Source organism: Rosistilla ulvae (assembly GCF_007741475.1).
GTDB lineage: Bacteria > Planctomycetota > Planctomycetia > Pirellulales > Pirellulaceae > Rosistilla > Rosistilla ulvae.
In genome coordinates this window covers 6,019,388-6,036,466 of sequence record NZ_CP036261.1, presented here as the reverse complement: position 1 = coordinate 6,036,466, position 17,079 = coordinate 6,019,388, and the positions used below count along the sequence as shown (strand labels likewise).

General features: G+C 58.1%; 14 protein-coding genes. 6 read left to right on the top strand and 8 right to left on the bottom strand.

The window, feature by feature from the left end; all coding sequences use genetic code 11:
- Window positions 1–31: 31 nt before the first annotated feature.
- From EC9_RS21365 to EC9_RS21330, 7 genes are all read right to left on the bottom strand, one after another.
- Window positions 32–1,456: a TonB-dependent receptor gene (locus EC9_RS21365; protein WP_145123083.1), complete on the bottom strand. Its 1,425-nt coding sequence runs from the start codon at window positions 1,454–1,456 to the stop codon at window positions 32–34.
- A 395-nt stretch (window positions 1,457–1,851) separates the two neighbouring features.
- The gene (locus EC9_RS21360; RefSeq protein ID WP_246105815.1) at window positions 1,852–2,331 is read right to left on the bottom strand and encodes a dihydrofolate reductase; all 480 of its coding nucleotides are present in this window, start codon (window positions 2,329–2,331) and stop codon (window positions 1,852–1,854) included.
- 142 nt (window positions 2,332–2,473) lie between these two features.
- Window positions 2,474–5,527, bottom strand: coding sequence for a vitamin B12-dependent ribonucleotide reductase (locus EC9_RS21355; protein ID WP_145348112.1), 3,054 nt, complete (start codon window positions 5,525–5,527; stop codon window positions 2,474–2,476).
- Between the two features lie 824 nt (window positions 5,528–6,351).
- Window positions 6,352–6,795 (bottom strand): zf-HC2 domain-containing protein, encoded by a 444-nt coding sequence (locus EC9_RS21345; protein ID WP_145348111.1) that lies wholly within the window; start codon window positions 6,793–6,795, stop codon window positions 6,352–6,354.
- Between the two features lie 19 nt (window positions 6,796–6,814).
- Window positions 6,815–7,306, bottom strand: a complete 492-nt coding sequence (locus EC9_RS21340; protein WP_218934331.1) for a thioredoxin family protein — start codon at window positions 7,304–7,306, stop codon at window positions 6,815–6,817.
- Window positions 7,307–7,475: 169 nt separating this feature from the next.
- On the bottom strand, window positions 7,476–8,210 hold the full coding sequence (locus EC9_RS21335; protein WP_218934330.1) for an arginyltransferase: 735 nt from the start codon (window positions 8,208–8,210) through the stop codon (window positions 7,476–7,478).
- A 244-nt stretch (window positions 8,211–8,454) separates the two neighbouring features.
- Window positions 8,455–10,263: an ATP-binding cassette domain-containing protein gene (locus tag EC9_RS21330; RefSeq protein ID WP_145348108.1), complete on the bottom strand. Its 1,809-nt coding sequence runs from the start codon at window positions 10,261–10,263 to the stop codon at window positions 8,455–8,457.
- A 238-nt stretch (window positions 10,264–10,501) separates the two neighbouring features.
- Here EC9_RS21330 and EC9_RS21325 point away from each other — a divergent pair, with 238 nt between their 5' ends.
- Window positions 10,502–11,638: a hypothetical protein gene (locus EC9_RS21325; protein ID WP_145348107.1), complete on the top strand. Its 1,137-nt coding sequence runs from the start codon at window positions 10,502–10,504 to the stop codon at window positions 11,636–11,638.
- A gap of 46 nt (window positions 11,639–11,684) precedes the next feature.
- Here the strand turns inward: EC9_RS21325 and ppnP are convergent, their stop codons facing one another.
- Complete coding sequence (ppnP, locus tag EC9_RS21320) at window positions 11,685–11,978, bottom strand: pyrimidine/purine nucleoside phosphorylase (protein WP_145348106.1); 294 nt, start codon at window positions 11,976–11,978, stop codon at window positions 11,685–11,687.
- A 322-nt stretch (window positions 11,979–12,300) separates the two neighbouring features.
- On the opposite strand from ppnP, the gene EC9_RS21315 reads away from it, so the two are divergent.
- From EC9_RS21315 to EC9_RS26700, 5 genes are all read left to right on the top strand, one after another.
- Complete coding sequence (locus EC9_RS21315; RefSeq protein ID WP_145348105.1) at window positions 12,301–13,092, top strand: (Fe-S)-binding protein; 792 nt, start codon at window positions 12,301–12,303, stop codon at window positions 13,090–13,092.
- An 81-nt stretch (window positions 13,093–13,173) separates the two neighbouring features.
- Window positions 13,174–14,598 carry a lactate utilization protein B gene (locus EC9_RS21310; protein WP_145348104.1) on the top strand — a complete coding sequence of 475 codons (1,425 nt, stop codon included), beginning with the start codon at window positions 13,174–13,176 and terminating at the stop codon, window positions 14,596–14,598.
- Entirely contained in the window at window positions 14,588–15,220 is a 633-nt protein-coding gene (locus EC9_RS21305; protein ID WP_145348103.1) for a LutC/YkgG family protein, read from the top strand. The genes EC9_RS21310 and EC9_RS21305 overlap by 11 nt, the downstream gene beginning before the upstream one ends.
- A 445-nt stretch (window positions 15,221–15,665) precedes the next feature.
- Window positions 15,666–16,523: an HNH endonuclease gene (locus tag EC9_RS21300; protein WP_145348102.1), complete on the top strand. Its 858-nt coding sequence runs from the start codon at window positions 15,666–15,668 to the stop codon at window positions 16,521–16,523.
- A gap of 157 nt (window positions 16,524–16,680) precedes the next feature.
- Complete coding sequence (locus EC9_RS26700) at window positions 16,681–16,908, top strand: addiction module protein (RefSeq protein WP_218934329.1); 228 nt, start codon at window positions 16,681–16,683, stop codon at window positions 16,906–16,908.
- The last annotated feature ends 171 nt before the right edge of the window (window positions 16,909–17,079 follow it).

Below are 17,079 nucleotides of genomic sequence, written 5' to 3'. Positions count from 1 at the left end.
TTCCGCGGGCGAAGCTTCGGTCGACGACTGCTCATGTCGCCTGGTATTCGAAATAACTGCGAGATTTGATGACGTCGGCGACGGGTGGGGGAACCATCGATTCCCAACTCATGTCTCCCTGCTTGATCTTGCACAGCACGTCGCGCGAGAAGATGTTCAGGCAGTCGGAATTGAAGTTGTCCAAGTCGTTGATCCCGCCGCGGTCTTTCAGGTAGCCGTACAGTTTCTGCAGTTCGGGTTTGATCTCCAGATTCTCACACGTCGTCATCTCGCCCGTCGTCTGGTCGCGCAGCGGATAGCAATAGATTTTCAGATCGTTCTTGAACAATCGGCCAAACGATTCGAGGATTCCGCCTTCCAGTCCGGCGTAATATTTCTCGTCGAATAGATCCAACAGGCTGGCCGCTCCCATCGTGATCGCGATGCTCTCTTTGGTGTATCGCGACAGGTACGACGCCAGGCGATAGTACTGAAAGTAGTCGGAGATCAGCACGGTCATGCCGCAGGCGGACATCACGTCGGCGCGAGCCAGGAAGTCGCGGAGATCGATCTCCCCTTCGGCTTTTAAGTTCCGCATCGTGATCTCCATCACCTGGGCAACTTCTTTTCCTTGGACGCTTGGCAGTTGCGTGAACTTTTCGTGGGCGCAGTGCAGCATGTCCAAGTTGACATTGCAGACGGGACGGAAGCTGCCGCGTTCGACCAGGATCGGTTTGCGGTGAAAGAATTCCGATGGCTGCAAAACGTCGCCGTTGGCGGCGAACATGGCGGCGCCGGTGAGTCCCAGTTCGACCAGTTTCAGACTCATCAACCGATTGTCGACGTGGCGAAACGCGATCCCCGAAAACTCGATCATGTCGATCTCGATCCGCGACGTCGAAAGTCCGTCCAGCAGCGAATCGACTAAAAGTTCGGGTTCATGATTGAGAGCGAACGCGCCGTGAACAAGATTCACGCCGACGATGCCCAACGCTTCTTGTTGCAGCGCCGCTTCGTTGTCCAACATCCGCACGTGGATGATGATCTGGCTGTCGTCATCGCGCGGATGCGCCTGGAATTTGACTCCGATCCAACCGTGGCAGTCGTTGGTCCCTTGGAAGTTTCGCGCCGAAACGGTGTCGGCGAATGCAAAAAATGCAGTCGTGTCGCCGCGAACATCCTTCAAGCGGTCGAGGTTCAGTTTGTGTTCGTAATCGAGCATCGCCTGCAAACGCTCGCGGCAGACGTATCGGCTGGCTCGACCGTAAATCGCGTCGCTGACTTTCATGTCATAAGCCGACATGCTCTTGGCGATCGTCCCCGCACCGCCTCCGACACGAAAGAACCACCGTACCACTTCTTGGCCGGCACCGATCTCTGCAAACGTGCCGTAGCGTCGTGGATCGAGATTAACCTGCAGCGCCTTTTGGTGCGTGTCGATTGGTTCGGATGTGGGAATTCGTGGTGACAAATGCATTTTGAAAAAGCCCGCCGTGTTCAAGCGCGAATGAAGTGAAAATAGTTAAGCACACCTTAGGAGCACGAAGTGTACCAATCACGCAATTCATGGAGGTTAAGAAATGAATTTTCCGCTTCGCACGGGGCTGTGAAGTGGCCGCCGATGCGAACCCGCCCCGCTCCGGTGCCTCGATCGGTTCGCATCGACTTGCAATTCGATGGATCAACACCTTGTCTTACAAATCGATCGCAAGTCGGATACGGCGCGGAAGAGGCGCGCAGAGTCTACTGGCCGTGGCCATCGGTCGATCGCCGGGGCCCACGTATCGTGCCTAGAATGGGTGCACCAAGGCAATGAAAGCAAGCAGCGTTGCGGATGCCGATCTCAATGGCGAGGCCCTGTCGGCCTTCGAATTAGGCTCGGTCCCAGACGCTGAATTCGCTGGGAATGCTGTCGCGCGAACCGGCGGGGATGCGTTCCACAAAACGGCATCGCCAATCGTGAAGATCGATCTCGATATTCGTGTCTCCGACGACCTGGCTCCAGACGCGCGTCAGGTACAGATGGTCGCAGGCCGGCATCATCGCCGTGTAGATTTGAGCACCGCCGACAACGTAGGCCGAGCGATCGCCAGCCGCCGCAAGCATCGCGTCGGGATCGGTGAAAGCTTCGACGCCGGGATGCGACCACGACTGGTCGCGGGTCAAGACAAACGTCGTTCGCCCGGGCAGCGGGCGTCCGATCGAATCAAACGTCTTCCGCCCCATGATCAGAATGCTGCCCATCGTCAAACGCTTGAAACGCCGCAGATCGTGACTCAGTTGCCACGGCATATCGTTATCCAGACCGATCGTCCCGGTGGGAGTGGCAGCAACAACAGCAGTCAATGACACGCGATCGGTCTCGAGCAAAAGGGGCAAGCGGTGGTCAAAAAAAAGGCCACCGCGAGGGTGGCCGTTTCATTATCAGCACCTTGCGTGAGCGGCGAAGCCCACGCAGGGTGTTTCTTCTTTCAGGCAGGGAGCCGCCGAAGCGTTAGCTGCAGCCCATGCTGGCACCACAGTTGTGGCACAGGTAACAGTTACCGTTGCGAACGGTGATGCTGCCGCAGTTATCGCAGGCCGGTGCATCGCTTTGGAAGCGAGCGAATTGATCGCTTCGCGAACCAGGCTTGCCGTTTTCCCCCGTCCCGTCTGCCGAGATCTGCATCGAAACACCAGCCCGTTCCAGGGCGTCGATGTTCACGGTGGGCAGGTTCCCAACGGTGAATTTCGCCGCGGTGTCGTGGGTTTCGGTCGTTGGTCCGTTGCCGCCGAGCTTCATCTCTTCGCCGTTGCCGGATTCTTTCGAAGCAGCTTCGCTGGTGGGCGACTTCGTTTCGATCGAAGCTCCACTGTCGCTCTTCTCCGCCGCACCCGGTACTGTCGCTTCACGATATCCGGCCAGGAAGGTGATTCCCATCCAACGGAAGATGTAATCGACGATACTCTTGGCGATTCGAATGTCAGGGTTGCTGGTATGCCCCATCGGTTCGAAGCGGGTGTGAGTGAACTTGTTGACCAAGACCTCGATCGGAACGCCGTATTGCAGCGCGATCGAAGTCGAGGTGCCGAAGCTGTCCATCAGACCGCCGATCGTCGATCCCTCTTTCGCCATCGTGATGAAGACTTCGCCAGGGCGACCGTCGGGGTATAGGCCGACGTTGATATAGCCTTCGTGTCCCGCGATGTTGAACTTGTGGGTCAAGCTGTGGCGGGTATCTTCCAAGCGTTCGCGGCGTGGGCGATAGACTACCTTCTCGACAACCTTGACTTCCGCATCCGCCGCGGTCTTCTCACCGCTCTTGGTGTTCAGCGGCTGGCTCTGCTTCGAACCATCGCGATAGATCGCGATCGCTTTAAGTCCCAGTTCCCAGCCCCAGAAGTACGCGTCGGCGATATCTTGAGGAGTCGAATCGGTCGGCATGTTGACCGTCTTGCTGATCGCACCCGACAGGAACGGTTGAGCCGCAGCCATCATCGTCACGTGGGCTTGCCAAGCGATACTGCGCGTTCCACCGGCGGGCGTAAACGCACAATCGAAGACGGGCAGATGCTCGTCGGAAAGATGCGGGGCACCTTCGATCGTGTCGTGTTCGTCGATGTAGGCGACGATTTCTTTGGCTTGCGTCGTGTCGTAACCGAGCGATTCCAAAGCTCCTTCGACGCCGCGGTTGACGATCTTCAGCATCCCGCCGCCAGCCAGTTGCTTGTATTTGACAAGCGCGATATCTGGCTCGACGCCCGTGGTGTCGCAGTCCATCAAGAAACTGATCGTTCCGGTTGGTGCCAGCACGGTCGCTTGAGCGTTGCGGAATCCGTAGCGGTTGCCCAGTTCGATGACCTTGTCCCACAGGTTGCGAGCTGCATCCTTGAGGTATTCAGGCCCTTCGTCGTTAATATCTTCGACGGCATCGCGGTGCATCCCCATGACGTTCAGCATCGGTTCGCGATTGTTGGCAAAGCCTTCAAACGGTCCGACAACACCCGCCATCTCGGCGCTTGTCAGGTTAGCCGATCCGTGCATTAGTGCGGTCAGGCTGCCGCACAATCCGCGAGCTCCGTCGGAATCGTAAGGCAGGCCGCTGGTCATTACCAACGAACCGAGGTTCGAATATCCCAGACCCAACGGGCGATAGTTGTGGCTGTTCAGCGCGATGTCGGCGGTTGGATAGCTGGCGTGATCGACAAGGATCTCTTGAGCGATGAAGAAGACGCGGCAGGCGGCGTGGAAGCGATCGACGTCGAAGCTGCCGTCGGCGCGGCGGAACTTCATCAGGTTGATCGACGCCAGGTTGCAAGCCGTGTCGTCCAGGAACATGTATTCCGAACAAGGGTTGCTGGCGTTGATCCGGCCGCTGTTGGGGCAGGTGTGCCAGGTGTTGATCGTGGTGTCGTATTGAACGCCAGGATCGCCGCAGTGCCATGCGCATTCGGCCATCTTGTTCAACAGTTCGCGAGCGTCGTATTCCGGCGGCGTGCCGGTCGCTTTTTCGCTGATCCACTGCGTTTGCCAACGCTTGCCGTCGCGAACCGCTTTCATGTAATCATCGGTCACGCGGACCGAAAGGTTCGCGTTTTGGAACATCACCGACGAATAGGCTTCGCCGTTGAAGTTGCTGTCGTAACCTTGTTGGATCAGCGCGTGAGCCTTCCGCTCTTCGCTCCACTTGCACTCGATGAATTCCAAGATATCGGGATGCCATACCTTTAAGGACTGCATCTTCGCGGCGCGACGCGTCTTGCCACCGCTCTTAACAACCGCCGCGATCTGATCGTAGACACGCATGAACGACAGCGGGCCCGATGGGTTGCCGCCGCCCGACAGGTTCTCTCGCTCGCTGCGGATGCTCGATAGGTCGGTGCCGGTGCCGCTGCCAAACTTGAACAACATCGCCTCGCTTGTCGCCAGACGCATGATGTCTTCCATGTTGTCTTCAACCTTCTGGATGAAGCATGCCGAGCCCTGAGGAAATTCGTAGGGGTTCTCGGGTTGGTCGACGCGGCCTTGTGTCTTGTCGTAGTGCCAGTTGCACTTCGCGCCGGTCACGCCGTATTGGTCGTACAGACCGACGTTAAACCAAACCGGGCTGTTGAAAGCACCGTGTTGGTGCAGGCACAACCAGGTCAGATCGCGATAGAAATTTTCACCATCTTCGGCGGTGTCGAAGTAGCCATCGGCCAATCCCCAGTCGGAGATCGTGCGGGTGACGCGGTGGATCAATTGGCGAACGCTGGTTTCGCGTTCGGCCTTCTTCGGGTCGCCATAAAAATACTTGCTGACGACGACGTTGGTCGCCAGTTGGCTCCATTTAGCGGGAACTTCGCAGTCGTGTTGTTCGAACAGCGCAGTGCCCGTTTCATCTTTGATCGCCGCGCTACGGAGCACCCATTCGCTGGTGTCGAACGGACTGTCGACATCGGTTGGGCAGAACTCCGAATCGATTTTCAACCCCACGACGCTACTGCGTCCAGCGGAGGAAAACTTAGCGCGGGCGTGATCGATGCCATGTTGCGTGGCATTGGTTGGACAGGTGGGCGCAATTGCCATAGGTCAGAAACTCCCTCGTTTTCATCCGTGGGACTCACTCCTAGCATCTTGCGATACACGCTTCCCAGCGTCAGGGGTGAGTCCGTAATCTAGAAATAGTCGTAAAGCTGTCGATCAATTACCGGTCTGCGAGCGTGTTGTTGGCTGCGTTATGATCTCATATCCACGTCAGCCGTTAGAAAAACACAAGAATCGCTAGCAATCGCCGGGTACTACCCGTAGTGCTCGCCGGTTGCGACGGGCACTACATGTTGATCTCCACTTATCCTACCGTTCGGCCCATCGATGTCAACGAACAACCTGAAGTGCGGAAAAAGCAGGAAACTGCATTGCTATCAGCGATAGCAAACCGCGACCAACGGGACGATTGAGCTCCCATCGATCAACGTAAATTCAGGCTGGTTTAAGATTTAGCGAATTCCAACGAATTCGATATTAGACACGTAAAAATTCTGATTAGATTTTATGAAAAATTGAACAGGGGATGAACACTATTGGGGTCTAGGGAAGATGTGACGCCCCCCTTGGTGGATGCTCTGGAACGCCAGGCTGCTTGGATAAGGCTGGTGAAGTGAGGGGCTTTGTCTGGGCGACACCGCTTCGAAGCATCTGTCGCGAGGGACATATTAGAGGGACGCAAGCAACTCTGGCTGACGCAGGAGATCGGCGCAGCGGTTGCCGCGACCGGTGCGGCGGGGATGCGGCGGGGATGCGGCGGGGATGCGGCGGGGATGCGGCGGGGATGCGGCGGGGATGCGGCGGGGATGCGGCGGGGATGCGGCCGCTGGTGCTCGAATGCCGACCCAGCAAATCGTGTTTGATGATTATCTACGGTCCGCCAGCGCCAGCAGGTCGCGAGGGCTTTCGCCCATGGGGGCCTGCCGAGTGGGGGAAAGCCTGTTGCCAGCGGGCGTTCGCGCGGCGGTCCCCGTTTGCAGTTCCTGCAATTTGTGGCGGCAGCGAGGGCAATCGAGCATGTGATCGCTGATCTTCTGGGCCATCGCCGCGTCGACTTGGTTCGCGGCGAAGGCGTGAAGTTGTTGAGCTACCTCGGCACAGCTGAGCCCGCCGTGCGGCAACCGCTGCGGTTCCCTCGGCCGCATCGCACTAATCCCCGCGAAAATCAGCAGCATGACCGCTGCGGCTGGCAGAGCGATTCGCTTGACGGTTCCAACCCGCCGCGTTCGGCGCTGTTGGTCGGCCAAGCGTTGCAGCGTGCCCGGTTGGCAAGGCTGCCAATCGTCCGAAGGGGTTTGCGGTCGGTTCATGGCCACGTTTCCTGCGCATTCAATTTGCGAAATCGTCGCCACCGTGACTGCGAGCGGTGGCGAGCGGTAAATAATCTTCCGATCGGGCCTTCGATTGCGTGACCGTCTGCAGGAATGCCGACATCGCTGTCGGTCCGACAAAACCATCGCGGCGGCCGAGCACGCGACCGTCGGCCGACAGCACGATCACCGCGGGGAAAGCCTTCACGCTCAACTGCTGGGCGATTGCCTGATTGCGTTGGCCATCGACCTTCAGTTTCACGAATTGCTGGTTTACCAAGTTGCCTACCGCGGGGTCCATCCAAGTTGCGTGATCTAGTTTTTGACAGAAGATGCAGGCCTCGGAGGTCACATAGACCAACAGCGGTTTACCGGCGTTGTTCCATTTCTGTTGTGCTTGGCCGACCGATTGGATCCAGCGGATCTCAGCCATCGCTTGGCTTTGCCACAACATAACGCCCAAACAAATCACGACCCCTGGGAGCCAACGCCCCATTTGCGGCTTGCGCATAGTCAAAACTCCTCGATTCTTTCGATGTGTTTTTTGCGATGATCGATTCGCTGCGATCGCAATCAATGCCGATCGATAGATTAGAACATCGTCGGTTTGCCGAATCATTTCGGTGAACTACGACACACTGTGCGTAAGAATCTTGCCAATAGCAAGCAATTGTCGGAAGTTATTTGAATGTTACCCACTCCCCCTCACGCCGCCGCTGCTGTGGCGTGAAGCGGGCTTTGTAGTTCAGGTGGGGATTGCTGGCGACATACATCCCCAGGTAAACCCAGCGACGATTCGATTCCATCGCCAGTTCAAAGTTCTTCAAGATCGAATAGGTTCCCGGGCTGTAGCGGCTGAACTGCGGATCGAAGAAGCAGTAGACCAATGACAGGCTGTCGCGGCCGAAATCGGTGGTCGCGATGGCGACCAATTGATCCTCTTTCCAGAAGCTGATTTCCTGCGTATCGCAGATCGTTTCGACCAGGAAACCGGCGTATTCTTGCGTTTCGAGTTCGCGTTCGGACAAGCTCAACTGGCGGGTGCTGCGATGTTGGTTGAAGAGTGCGACGCGGGCTGGATCGACGGTGGGGATGGCGACGCGAACCCGCAGATCGCGATTCCCGCGGTTCAAGATCCGCCGAAACGATTGCGACCAGCGGAAGTCTTGCATGTCGACCCGCGTCGATTCGCAAGCCTGACATCGCTCGCATTGGGTGCGATACAAAAACGGCCCGCTGCGGCGATACCCTTCGGCCAAGCAGCGGTCCAACATCTCGGGCGTCATCGTTCCCATCGGCCACTGCAGCGGCATCCGCGCTTCGCGGCCGGCGATATAAGGGCATGGCTGAGGTTCGTCGTGAACGACGACCAATGGATTGCTTGATTCGCCTTGAGCTCGTGCGGGCTGGAACATCGCGGACGCCATGCGGGCAGTGAAAAGAGACCAGTTCCAGTGTACTGGATTCTGCGTTTGGGCTCACGCGGTTTGTCGCTTTTGCACGCGGCAAATCGCGGTCTGAGTCGGGGGATTAGCGGTAATCCGGCGCGTCAGCGAGACGCCGAGTGAATCCCTCGCTGACGCGTCGGGTTGCCAATGCCTCTGACACGCCGGTTTGAAACCGTGACTTGCCCTCCGCTATTGCGGACGCCCGCCGCGATCAAGTCCCCTCCAGCTCTTCCCACCGCGCGTAGGTGTCGGCCAGCTTCTGTTCCAAGTCTTTCAGCTTCCGTTGCTCCTGGGCGATCCGCTCTCCCGGCCCCTGATAAAAGCTGGGGTCGGCGATCGTCTGATGGACCTCGGCGATTTGACCTTCCAAGGTCTCGATCTTTGCTGGCAGGCCGTCGAGTTCGCGCTGTTGCTTGTAGCTCAGCCGCTTCTTGGCCGGTTCGGGATCGGCTTTCGCCTTCCCCTTCGATTTCGATTTGCTGCCGCCAGCTGAACTGCTCTCGGTCGTCGCCGTTGGCAGCGGACCGCGTTGAGCCAGCCAATCGTCGTATCCGCCGACGTATTCCTTCACGCCATCGGGTTCGTAAACGATCGTGCTGGTGACGACATTGTTCAAGAACGCCCGGTCGTGGCTGACCAACAGCAGCGTGCCGTCGTAACCGACCAACTTGTCTTCGAGCATCTCCAGCGTCTCTGCATCGAGATCGTTTGTCGGTTCATCCAACACGATCACGTTGGCCGGGTTGGCGAACAGCCGCGCCAGCAGGACGCGATTGCGTTCGCCGCCGGACAGGAATTTCACCTGGGTGCGGGCCCGTTCGGGGCTGAACAAAAAGTCCTGCAGGTAGCCGATGATATGTTTCTCGCGACCGTTGATCACGATCTGCGTGTGCCCCAGACCGACGTTCTCCTGGATCGTTTCCTCTTCGTCCAATTGATCCCGCAGTTGGTCGAAGTAGGCGATCTGTAGATTGGTTCCCGTGCGAACGGTTCCCGATTGCGGTTCCAGTTGTCCCAGCAGGATCTTCAGCATCGTCGTCTTGCCGACGCCGTTGGGGCCGATGATCCCGATCTTGTCGCCACGCATGATGCTTGTCGAGAAGTTCTTCAAGATCGGGCGATCGGGATATTCGAAGCTTACATCTTTGACTTCGGTCACCAGGTTGCCGCTCCGCTCGGCCGCTTGCACCTGCATCTGTACGGTGCCGGTCGCGCCACGGCGCTGCGATCGCGTTTCGCGCAGCTTTTCCAAGGCTCTCACGCGGCCTTCGTTCCGGGTCCGCCGGGCCTTGATTCCCTGGCGAATCCAGACTTCCTCTTGAGCCAGTTTTTTGTCGAACAGCGCGTCCTGTTTCTCTTGCGCCGCCAAGGCCTCTTCTTTACGCCGCAGGAAGGTGTCGTAATCGCACGACCAATCGAAAAGCTGGCCGCGGTCGATCTCCAGGATCCGCGTCGCCACTTTCCGCAAGAACATCCGATCGTGCGTTACGAAGATCAGCGTCCCGGGCCATTTGGCGAGAAAGCCTTCCAACCAACCGATTGCTTCGATGTCCAAATGGTTTGTCGGTTCGTCCAACAGCAGCAACTGAGGCTTCGAAACGATAGCTTGAGCCAACAGGACGCGGCGCTTCATGCCCGACGACAGCGTTTCGAACAACGACTCCCCGTCCAACTCCATCCGCGACAGAGTCTGTTCGACCAGATGCTCCGCCTCCCACGCGTTCTCCTGTAGATGGAACTCCTCGCCGAGCCCCTTGGCGGTCACTTCGGCAACCGTTTCGCTGGTTCCCGAGGGGACATCTTGCTGCAGGTAAGCGACCCGCGTGCCCGGCGAAAGGATGATCGATCCGTGGTCGGGGAGGACTCCGCCGCGGAGCATCTTCAGCAGCGTCGACTTCCCCGCGCCGTTGCGTCCTAGCAGGCCGATCCGCCCGCCGGCTTCGATCTGGCAATTGACGTCGTCCAGCAGACTGGGGCCGCGAAATCCGATGGTGATGTTTTGCAGTGAAATAAGAGCCATGAAGAACCTAGTGAATAACGGACGTTTGCGTCGACGTGACGCCCTCAAGATTAGCCGATGGAACGTTTTTCGCCGACCCGCCCTCCTGCCCCCTGTGCCGCGGCGGCAGATCGGCCGCTGAACTTGAACGAATTTGTCAACTTTCCCAGGGTTGGCTTGACCGTGATGACGCTTCTCTGGTAATCGACAATCTATTGCTGAGTAAATCTCTGCGCCAACAGCTAGCAAACGCCCGCCGATGAAACCGATTTCCATCTCCTTGCGACTCTCAACGACCAGCGTGCCGATGGCATGTTGCGTGGCGTTGCTGCTGTTTCTCGGTGGATGTCGCAGCGCCGCTCACAACGACGTTTACGTCGATAAGCTGGCGGCCGAGGTCCGTTTTCTCGAGGACCAGCTGTACCAGATCGATTACGAAAACAAAGTCCTGCGAGAAAAGTTGCAGCGTGCCAAGCGAGCCGAAGCGCGTTCGAAGCCGACGCCGCCGAAGAGTTTGATTCGTCGGCCCAAGCCATCGGATCGCACGACCCGCGACGCAGTTGACGCCGACCGAGCTGGCGACCGCGACGACGCAGCGTCGAAAAATCGGGCCGACGACGCCCAAGATTCGCTTGGTCCGATCAAGACGCCGCGCGTCGACTTGGGCGAGCCCAACGTGACGCCGCCGAAAATGCAGTTGCCCGGCAACGACAACGTCCCCGACATCCAATTGCCCGATATTATTCCGGGCGATCTCAGGCCACCGTCCGATTCGATGCTGATTCCACCAGAGGTCGATCCGGGGAAGATTTTGCCTCCGGGCGATGCCAGCAACCCCGCGCCGCCGCGCCCCGGTCAGGTGATCCTGCCCGCGTCGTTGACCGAAGCTTTGGAACCAGGATCGCAGGTCGAATTGGCTGTGGCGGAGAGTCCTGTCGACGAGACGCCTCGAGAGCTTGCCTCGTTGGTGATCGATCCGGTCTACTCGCGCGGTCACGATTTCAGCGCCGATGGCGAACAGACGGGAGTCTACTTGGTCGTCAAAGGCTTGGATGCCGAGGGGCGCGAGCTGAAAGTCGACGCTCCGCTGCAGGTGGCGATCATGGATCCCAAACGCAGCGGTTCTCAGGCTCGACTCGGTCGCTGGGACTTCGATTTGGAAAAGGTCCGCGAGGCCTGGCGTACGACAGCTGCCACCGATGGCGTGCACCTGCCGATCAAATGGGATGTGAAGTATCCCTTGGGCGATACCGTCGACGTCTACTGCCGCGTCGAAACAGAATCTGGCGATCTGATCACCGCCGAATGGACGATCGATCTCACACGGCATCGCTCTCGCGCCGAACTCTGGACGCCGCGCGGCGACGAAGCGTCGCCGCAAGAAGAGAATCGCTAGCAGCGGAAGCGTTTTCTATCGCCCGCAGCCAGCGGCCGCTGCGGAGCTATTCTGCCGCCGATTCGCCGTAGAAGCAGAGGTAGACTGTTGGTTCGGGGACGATCAACTGGAACTTGACGTTTGCTGCGACGCGGAAATCGCTTCCCGCCGGGAACGACTTGTAGCTTTCGGCACCGGGCAGTTTGACTTGCAATTCGCCCGAGACAACTTTCATCCATTCGTTCTCGGAAGTGCCGAACTCGTATTTTCCCGCCGCCATCACGCCCGCGGTCGCGCGACCTTCGCTGTTTTCAAAAGCGATCGACGTGACGTTCCCGTCAAAATATTCATTTACCTTCATCGCAAGCTACCTACCTATATAAGACGTAAAACGAAAACGGTTGAAGACGAACGGGGGCAGCCCCGAGCCGACGGCGATTTTGCGTTTCGGCAAATCTGCCGCCGAGCGATAGTTCCACCACCCGCCAAGTTGCCCGTTTTAGCAAAACATCGACCTTTCAGCAGCGGGGCGATTGGCGGTCTCCGATCCGATCCCGACGGAACGGAGAAGTTGCGGTATGCCCCCCTGGATTGCTTCCACGGGTGCTACAAGCTTGCACTGGCAAGTATACTTCGACCAGACGTATCGCCCTTTTCGTTCAATCGCTGTGATGGAAAACTCCATGAGAGTCGGCCTGTTTGTTCCCTGCTACATCGACCAAATGTATCCCGATGTTGCAGTCGCGACCCTGGAATTGCTCGAAGGGGCTGGTTTGAAGGTCGAGTTCCCCGCCGCCCAAACCTGCTGTGGCCAACCGATGGCCAACACCGGATGCAACGATGCGGCGCGGCCGCTGGCGGCGAGGTTCTTGGATCTGTTCGATCCCTTCGATTACATCGTCTGTCCCTCGGGCAGCTGCACGTCGATGGTTCGCAATCACTTCAGCGACCTCGTCGGCAACGATCCGCGGCTGAAATCGATCCAGTCGCGAACCTTCGAGCTGTGCGAATTCTTGCACGATGTCCATCCGATCGATTTCAGCGGCAACCGGTTTCCGTTCCGCGTTGGACTGCACCAATCGTGTCACGGTCTGCGCGAACTGCGACTCGGCGGCGACAGCGAGCAGATGATCGAGCGCCCCGACAAAGTCCGTTCGTTGTTGGCTCAGGTTCAGGGATTGAGCTTCGTCGAATTGCAACGCGTCGACGAATGTTGTGGCTTCGGCGGAACGTTTGCGGTTAATGAACGAGCCGTCTCGGTGGCGATGGGCGAAGACCGCGTGCAGGATCATCTCGACGCGGGAGCTGAGGTGATGGTCGCGTCGGACATGTCCTGTCTGATGCATCTGTGGGGCTTGATAAGTCGCCAAGGTTCACCGCTGGCGGTGATGCACGTCGCGCAAGTGCTCGCCGGACGATCGCCGACGGTGTCGGTAAAAAATTCGATCAAACCGAAAACTGGCAACGCGGTGTAGCTCGATTCGCGACGAGCGCTCCAATCCACCGACGACAGCGTCCCGATCCAACTTCAATTTTTAAAAAACCTGGAATCCATCATGGCTACGGTTTCCGAGCATCCTGAAAAAGCAGCGGCCTACATCGCCGATCGCTCGCGTTCGCGCTGGCACGACGGGGCGCTGTGGTTTGTCCGCAGCAAGCGTGATCGCATGGCCCATTCGCTGCCCGAATGGGAGCAGCTGCGAAGTACGGCTTCGCAGATCAAAGCTCACACGATCGCCAATCTCCCCGAGATCTTGCAGCAGTTCGAAGCGAACGCCAAGGCGCGCGGCGTGCATGTCCACTGGGCCGCCGACGCGCAAGAGCACAACGAGATCGTGCTGGAGATCGTTCGCAAACAGAACGCGACGCGCGTCGTCAAAAGCAAATCGATGCTGACCGAAGAGTGCCATTTGAATCCGCACTTGGAGGCAGGCGGGATCGAGGTGATCGATACCGATCTGGGCGAACGGATCGTGCAGATGCGCGGCGAACGCCCCAGCCACATCGTGCTGCCGGCGATCCATATTAAGAAGGAAGAGGTTGGCGAGACGTTCGCCAAGTACTTGGGGACCGAACCGGGGGCGAGCGATCCGCAGTACCTGACCGAAGCGGCCCGCCAGCATCTGCGCAGCAAGTTCTTGGAAGCCGAAGTTGGCATCACCGGCGTCAACTTTGCGATCGCCGAAACCGGCGGCTTTGTCGTCTGCACCAACGAAGGGAACGCCGATCTGGGAGCGTCGCTGCCGCGCGTGCACATCGCCTGCATGGGGATCGAAAAACTGATCCCGCGGCTGGTCGACCTGAGCGTCTTCGTGCGGCTGTTGGCCCGTTCGGCGACCGGACAACCGATCACAACTTACACCTCTCACTTCCATGGCCCGCGGCCGGGCTGCGAACTGCATATCGTGCTGGTCGACAACGGTCGCAGCCGGATCCGCGACAGCGATGAATTCCGATCGGCGCTCGGATGCATCCGCTGCGGCGCTTGCATGAACACCTGCCCCGTCTTTCGTCGCAGCGGTGGGCACAGCTACGACGCGGTCGTTCCGGGCCCGATCGGATCGGTCCTGTCGCCGGCAGCCGATACGAAACAGCATCGCAGCCTTCCGTATGCGTGCAGTTTGTGTGGGTCCTGCACCGATGTTTGTCCCGTCAAAATTCCGCTGCACCATCAACTGCTCACTTGGCGTCAACAGATCGCCGCCCAGGGACTGTTGCCGGTCAGCAAGACCGCGGCGATGCGAGCGGGCAGTATGTTGTTCCAGCATCCACGAATCTACGCTTTGGCCGGAGCGCTCGGCCGCCGCGCGTTGCGTTGGTTGCCGAAGAGTTGGGTCTACAATCGTGCCAACCCGTGGGGGCTGGACCGCGATCTCCCCGAGCCGCCGGCGGAGAGTTTCCGTTCGTGGTGGCAGACCAATCGCCAAGGGACTTCGGTCGACGAGGGGATGAAATCAAAGGAAGCGAAAAATGGGAAGTAGAGCACGCGACAGCCGACAAGCGATCCTCGATCGATTGCGTAGCCGCGAGGTGACGCCGGTCGAATTGCCTGCGATCTTCGGCGACGATTCGATCAGCCAAGTTGCGATCGGGTTCGATGATCCGGCCACGCAGTTCGCCGGAACGGTCGAAGCCGTCGGTGGATTGTGTCTGCAGGTTGGTTCGATGCAGGAGGTGCTGAACAAGCTGGAACAGGACGAGGTCTACCGCGACGCGGCGCGTCGATGTTCGCTGGTCGGCGACGAGATCCCCGGCAACGTCAACCTGCAAGAAATAGAAGACCCGCACGAGTTGAGCAGTCTCGATTTTCTAATCGCTCGCGCCGAGTTTGGCGTGGCCGAAAACGGGGCGATGTGGATCACCGACCGCGACATTCGACATCGCGCTTCGCTGTTCATCACCCAGCACTTGGCGCTGGTCGTCTCGCGGCAATCGATCCTCTGCAACATGCACCAAGCCTACGAACGAATCGGCCAACCCGAAACACCCTTCGGCGTCTTCATCGCCGGCCCATCGAAGACCGCCGACATTGAACAGTCGCTGGTCCTAGGCGCCCACGGCTGTCGAACGCTCACAGTCTTCCTAGTCGACGAGCCAGCCTAATCCGCGCTGGAGTGAAGGCTTCAGCCGACCGCGCACATCCAACCGCCCGGTTCGCCGCGTCGTTTGAAGCCACAGAGGGCACCGAGTTCACAGAGTCACGCTTTCGTCGCGACTTCTTTAGCAACAGCATTTGGGTACAGCACAACGGTTTGCAATGCGGCAAGTCAGCGGCCGAAGCATGCCCAGTCGTCGGCTCAAGTCATGCACTGTCCGGCAGGGCACCAAAGTTGACACCGATCCCCAATATGGCTAAAAAGTTTGCTACTCTTAGAAAGCGTCGAGTTGCGAATGAGGAGAGGCTACTCGTAAAACTAATAGTTACTTGGGAATAAGCGATACGTCGGCTCGTAAGTTCGTTCAGCTGGAAAACATACCTAAACGGCAAAGTGAACCAACAACACTTGTGGCGTGTAAGTATTGGCTTCGACTCGAACGGAATCCCGAAATGACACGCGATGACAAACGGTTTAAGTTCTATCATCTCCGCGAAAGCCTCGAAGCTGCCGGACTCGCGACCAATAACAGTGACGCGCTGATTTGCCCGTTGTGCTGGCGAGAAACGTCGTACGATGACCTCTCGTTGGAACACATGGTTCCCGGCACGGTTGGCGGTACGCAGCGAACCCTGACATGTCGAACTTGCAACAACGACGGCGGCAGCAATTTGGACGCACATCTTTCGCGGTATCAAGTCATTGCCGACGTGTTCAAAGGTCACGGAACTCTGCCCGCAAAAATTAGCGTGAAAGGCAAAGAAGTTGCCGCCAACCTTGAATGGGGCGAAGACGCAAAGAACTTTACTGTCGTCGGCAAGGCATCGAATCCTGTGTCGGCGGCCGAAATCCAGCAAGCATTCGCTGATGGTAAAGTCAAGCAAATGAATGTCACTCTGCCTTATAAGTACTCCAAAAACAACTTTCAGACCGCAGTCCTTAGGGCCGCATACCTAATTGTTTTTCAATATTTTGGTTACGAATGGGCAAGCCACGACGTTGTTCAAACGATCCGACGCCGCATTGATGACCCATCGTTGGAATTACCGCGGCTCGCGTCACTTGTCGTGGAATTGCGCAACTTCAATCCGCCGCACGACGCTCAACACTATGTTGTTTCTCGCAACGTCAACGATGTAAAATTCTTGCTGGCTATTGTTCGTGTCCGGAAGAAGACAACCAGCTATTTGGGGGCTTATCTTCCTGTGCCGTTAGACGGTTCGGAGCGGTTTTTCGATCTGATGGAGCAAGCAGCAAAAGAGCATCCTGGTCAGAGCTTCAAAATCCCCATGACTCAAATCTTCACGTAACGACATGCGTGAAATACCACTTGGGCTTAAACTAAGCATGGGCATTGTTGCGATGCACCCGTCGCACTGCACTGAGAGCACTCGAAAACGTGCTTTGTCCCCAAAGTACTCGAAGCCCAAGCCTGAACGCTATTCTGGGCTAGGGAGGACCTTGCAGATGACAGTACGAACACTGATTGACGGGCTTTCGCGGGAGGAGCGTCGAGAGGCATTCGAAGTGCTGTGGCAGGCTTTGCTCGGCGAAGATTCACTAGAAGTACCAGCCTGGCACGGCGAGGTTCTGTCGCAGCGACTAACGAATCCGTCGGCGGGGCCTTCACTGCCGCTCGACGACGCCATCGAAGAAGTCAGGCGGAGGCTCGATGGACGTCCACTTTCGGCCTGAAGCTAAAAAGGTGCCATCCCATTAATACATCGACGCGCCGCGCTGGAGTGAAGGCTTCAGCCGACCGAGCGCACCCAACCGCCCGGTTCGCCGCGTCGTTTGAAGCCACAGAGGGCACCGAGTTCACAGAGTCGTGGGTTCGTTGAATCATCGTTGACATCGTCATCGGAT

What these genes read in the sequence shown, in the direction of transcription:
- EC9_RS21355 (WP_145348112.1), bottom strand. Translation starts at nt 5,527, where the DNA reads ATGGCAATTGCGCCCACCTGTCCAACCAATGCCACGCAACATGGCATC.
- EC9_RS21300 (WP_145348102.1), top strand. Translation starts at nt 15,666, where the DNA reads ATGACACGCGATGACAAACGGTTTAAGTTCTATCATCTCCGCGAAAGC.
- EC9_RS21340 (WP_218934331.1), bottom strand. Translation starts at nt 7,306, where the DNA reads ATGCGCAAGCCGCAAATGGGGCGTTGGCTCCCAGGGGTCGTGATTTGT.
- EC9_RS21305 (WP_145348103.1), top strand. Translation starts at nt 14,588, where the DNA reads ATGGGAAGTAGAGCACGCGACAGCCGACAAGCGATCCTCGATCGATTG.
- EC9_RS21325 (WP_145348107.1), top strand. Translation starts at nt 10,502, where the DNA reads ATGAAACCGATTTCCATCTCCTTGCGACTCTCAACGACCAGCGTGCCG.
- EC9_RS21365 (WP_145123083.1), bottom strand. Translation starts at nt 1,456, where the DNA reads ATGCATTTGTCACCACGAATTCCCACATCCGAACCAATCGACACGCAC.
- EC9_RS21310 (WP_145348104.1), top strand. Translation starts at nt 13,174, where the DNA reads ATGGCTACGGTTTCCGAGCATCCTGAAAAAGCAGCGGCCTACATCGCC.
- EC9_RS21345 (WP_145348111.1), bottom strand. Translation starts at nt 6,795, where the DNA reads ATGAACCGACCGCAAACCCCTTCGGACGATTGGCAGCCTTGCCAACCG.
- ppnP (WP_145348106.1), bottom strand. Translation starts at nt 11,978, where the DNA reads ATGAAGGTAAATGAATATTTTGACGGGAACGTCACGTCGATCGCTTTT.
- EC9_RS26700 (WP_218934329.1), top strand. Translation starts at nt 16,681, where the DNA reads ATGACAGTACGAACACTGATTGACGGGCTTTCGCGGGAGGAGCGTCGA.
- EC9_RS21330 (WP_145348108.1), bottom strand. Translation starts at nt 10,263, where the DNA reads ATGGCTCTTATTTCACTGCAAAACATCACCATCGGATTTCGCGGCCCC.
- EC9_RS21315 (WP_145348105.1), top strand. Translation starts at nt 12,301, where the DNA reads ATGAGAGTCGGCCTGTTTGTTCCCTGCTACATCGACCAAATGTATCCC.
- EC9_RS21335 (WP_218934330.1), bottom strand. Translation starts at nt 8,210, where the DNA reads ATGTTCCAGCCCGCACGAGCTCAAGGCGAATCAAGCAATCCATTGGTC.